The sequence below is a fragment of the Chamaesiphon sp. genome, from assembly GCF_041737865.1.
Lineage (GTDB): Bacteria > Cyanobacteriota > Cyanobacteriia > Cyanobacteriales > Chamaesiphonaceae > Chamaesiphon.
Genome location: NZ_JBGSQZ010000321.1, coordinates 1 through 3,464 on the forward strand (window position 1 = coordinate 1; position 3,464 = coordinate 3,464).

Consider the following 3,464-nt stretch of genomic DNA (forward strand, 5'->3'; position numbering starts at 1 on the left):
ATTCTGGCTAACTTGTGCTAAACCTGCGGCATTGACCTTGAAGGGCATCACTGAGACAAATCCCGTACATATCAATGAGAATAGAACGATCTTATTCATGAAGTTATTTCCTAAGTAATTGTGATGTTAAGAGTGCGATCGGTTTCTAAGCTAAAAAATAAATTTTATTAAGCAGCCTTAAACTTGATGATAATCGATCGGGTCAATAAAAGTCTCTACCTAAATATACAGACTAAAATATCTTAATAAATCGCTATAAAAAGTACTAATATTTATAAATAACTTAGTTATTACTAGCTTATTTTAGCAAAGTAAAACCTCGCAATTGCTTCTATGTATAGCCTGTGACTATTGTTGACACAATACACGGCATAGTCCTCACAAGTTCCTCACATTTTAAATGTAAGATGAAAGACTGTTGTAAATAATAGGTTAATATTTGATGTTCTCTTTTGATATCTAGCTAACTATTAGATGCGATCGAAGATTCTAGATCGTTCTAGATATAGATAAAATTTATTTGTCTCGACATGTATGACTGGGAAGCTCGATCTTCCGCAGTAATTATTTTCTCCGATCGGAACTTGCCAAGTGCTGTTTTAAAATCTGAAACCAGCCCCAACACTCACGACAACGGTTCGATCCCGATCGTTATTCAGCGGTACGTTTACTGCTCCTTTTAATTGGAGGCTATCAGTCAGATCCAGATCGACTCCGCCAACTAAACCAAAGTTAGTGGTAGTATTGCCATCGCCAGTATTGAAGTCTATAGAAGCACCAACAAAAGGCGTAAGTTGGAGGGCATTAGCATTATTTTTGAGATTAATATCGTAGGTTAATCCCGTACCAAACTTAGTGCCACCGTTAGGAAAGTAGACAAATGGACGCAGGGATAAATTATCACTGATTCCAAATTTAGAATCGATCCCAAATACAGTTTGTCCGTTACCAAATTCAACCGATGGGCCGACCAAACTTCGACCAAGTTGTGCGTTAGCTGGCTTACTCATGCTGAAAGTGGCAACTGATGAGCACAGGAGAGCTAAGACAATAACGATCTGTTTTTTCATGATGAATTCTCTATTTTTTTAATTGGGTTGGTCTAGCAATTGCCTTCAATTGCAGATATCAGCCTCGATTTAAAGATCGATTCTCCAGGGGAGAGGCTACGCCAACGATTGACACCTTAAAGCTAATCAATCAAATAAACAAAGCACTCTCTCTAAAGACATAGATAAAAATGTCTTAACAAAACAGAACAACGTAGCCTTATTTTTCGCTTAATTTTATAAGCAAATTCTATCAAAAATCAATCTGCCTTAAGATGTGTAATTAGCTTGTGCAATAGCTTTGAGGTATTAATTTCATCGAAAAAGTCAAAGATAAATTGTAAATAACTCACAACTCCCTCACATTTGGAAGATATGATAAGCCTGAGTAGTTTTATATAAAAAAATCGTGTTGTTATCTATATATGTAAGGCAAGTAATACAGCTCTTGCAAACAGATTTATCTGCTGTTATTACTTGTCATCCAAACAAAATTCAAAACCATGAGGGGGTCTTTAATGGAGATCGATCGTTGGCGTAGCCTCTCCCCTGGAGAATCCTTGGTATCCCTTCCTCAGAGCATTCATCCTGGGATGGGTGCAAATTTGGTTGGTGATGAATGTTCGTTTCGGGTTTGGGCACCGAACGCAATTGCGGTTTCAGTTTGCATTTGGCGAGACGAGCGAATGTCCCAAGTCTCACTCGCACCAGAACCGAGTAATTCTAGCTATTGGTCGGTAGATGTCGCGGACGTTGTGGCGGGTCAACCGTATCAATTCTCAATTATTAATAAAGGCGGCGATCCTACCAATCCAGGCGGCATCTTGACTCGTGTAGATGCCTATGCACGCCAAGTCGAGAGTGCTGAAGATAACGCCAGAGGGATCGTCGTCGATTGGCAGCAACAGTGGTCTGAATTTGCCACGCCCAAATTTGAAGATTTGATTATTTATCAGGCGCATGTGGGGTCATTTGCCGGACTCAACGACCATCTCAACATCTCAACTTATGCCACGTTTGCCGACTTTGAGACAAAGCTAGGATATATCCACGAACTCGGCTTTAACGCCCTCCAACTACTACCTATCGAGCAAGTTGATGGCATCGATGGTGAAGGTTATGGAGCCACCAACCTGTTTGCACCGCACAATGGGTACGGGACTCCTCAAGAGCTTCGATCGCTCGTAGATGCCGCCCACAGGCTAGGTCTGGCCGTGATTTTTGATGTGGTTTACCATCATGCTTCGACCAGTCACAATCACTATTGGCAATACGATGGCAATACAAACGATGAAGGTGGTATTTATTTTGAAGACCCATTTCATTACGAACCCGCACGAGAAGAAGACGGTCGCGCTTTCGCTCACTGGAAATCCGAAGTCCAAAACTTTTTACTCGACCACGCACGGATGCTATTGGATGAATATCGCGGCGATGGTTTGCGGTTTGATATGGCGCATAGTCTGATGTGGGAATGTACTCAACATATTATTGCCGGACTTCGCGAAAACCCCTACTGGCGGGATAAATATTTTATTGCCGAATGGACGAGCGAACAACAGGATTGCTGGGGCAAAGTTATTCGTGAATTAGACTTCAATGCTGTATGGGCAATGTCCGATCCGTATGCTTTTCGTCGTGCTGTCAACGGAGAAAATACCATTGATGAACTCAAGTCATTTATCGGTTGGATGGGATTCGATCGCTCCTGGAATTTTATTCGTTATTTACTAGGATCGCACGATCGCATCGCCGATTCCCAGAGCGGAAAACAACCCGAAAATCGCCACTTCGTCGAGTTATGTGGCGGACGAGATAACTGGTACGCACGAGCCAAAGCCCGACTCGGTTGGGCTTTAAATGTAGCGATGCCTGGTACGCCAATGTTATTTATGGGATCTGAATTTCATCATTGGGGCTATTGGTGGCCGAATCCAGACGGAAATCTAGCAACTTCAGAACATCGATTTGATTGGGCAATTGCTGGAGATCCGATCGGGATTTCCATGCGAAATCTAGTCAGAGATATCAACTGGGTACGCTGGTATAATCCGGCTTTGCGTAGCGATACTTTGCAATTTATTCATGAGGATCGCATAAATACAGTTTTAGCTTTCAAACGCTGGCATGAAGGCGGCAATATTGTGGTGGTTGTTGTCAATCTAATCGATCGTCAGTGGCAAGAACATGATTATGGAATTCACATGGGTGGAGAAATTGGGTGGTGGTCAGAAATTTTCAACTCTCAATCGCCGCAGTATGACGGTTGGAATAATTCGGGTAACTATGGGCACAATCTGCAAGTCCAAGCAGACGGAAAGATTTACATCAATCTTCCTAAATGGTCGGTTTTAATATTTAGGAAGCAGTAGATTTAAAGAGGATATATTCTCATGATTAGCAATGTTTTAGTGA

Annotated in this window: 2 protein-coding genes; one reads left to right on the plus strand and one right to left on the minus strand. The window is 41.8% G+C overall.

The window, feature by feature from the left end; translation table 11 throughout:
- Positions 1–599: 599 nt before the first annotated feature.
- The gene (locus ACEW9J_RS25105; protein WP_373547798.1) at positions 600–1,070 is read right to left on the minus strand and encodes a hypothetical protein; all 471 of its coding nucleotides are present in this window, start codon (positions 1,068–1,070) and stop codon (positions 600–602) included.
- Between the two features lie 482 nt (positions 1,071–1,552).
- Here ACEW9J_RS25105 and ACEW9J_RS25110 point away from each other — a divergent pair, with 482 nt between their 5' ends.
- Positions 1,553–3,421 (plus strand): alpha-amylase family glycosyl hydrolase, encoded by a 1,869-nt coding sequence (locus tag ACEW9J_RS25110; RefSeq protein ID WP_373547799.1) that lies wholly within the window; start codon positions 1,553–1,555, stop codon positions 3,419–3,421.
- Positions 3,422–3,464 lie beyond the last annotated feature (43 nt).

What these genes read in the sequence shown, in the direction of transcription:
- ACEW9J_RS25110 (WP_373547799.1), top strand. Translation starts at nt 1,553, where the DNA reads ATGAGGGGGTCTTTAATGGAGATCGATCGTTGGCGTAGCCTCTCCCCT.
- ACEW9J_RS25105 (WP_373547798.1), bottom strand. Translation starts at nt 1,070, where the DNA reads ATGAAAAAACAGATCGTTATTGTCTTAGCTCTCCTGTGCTCATCAGTT.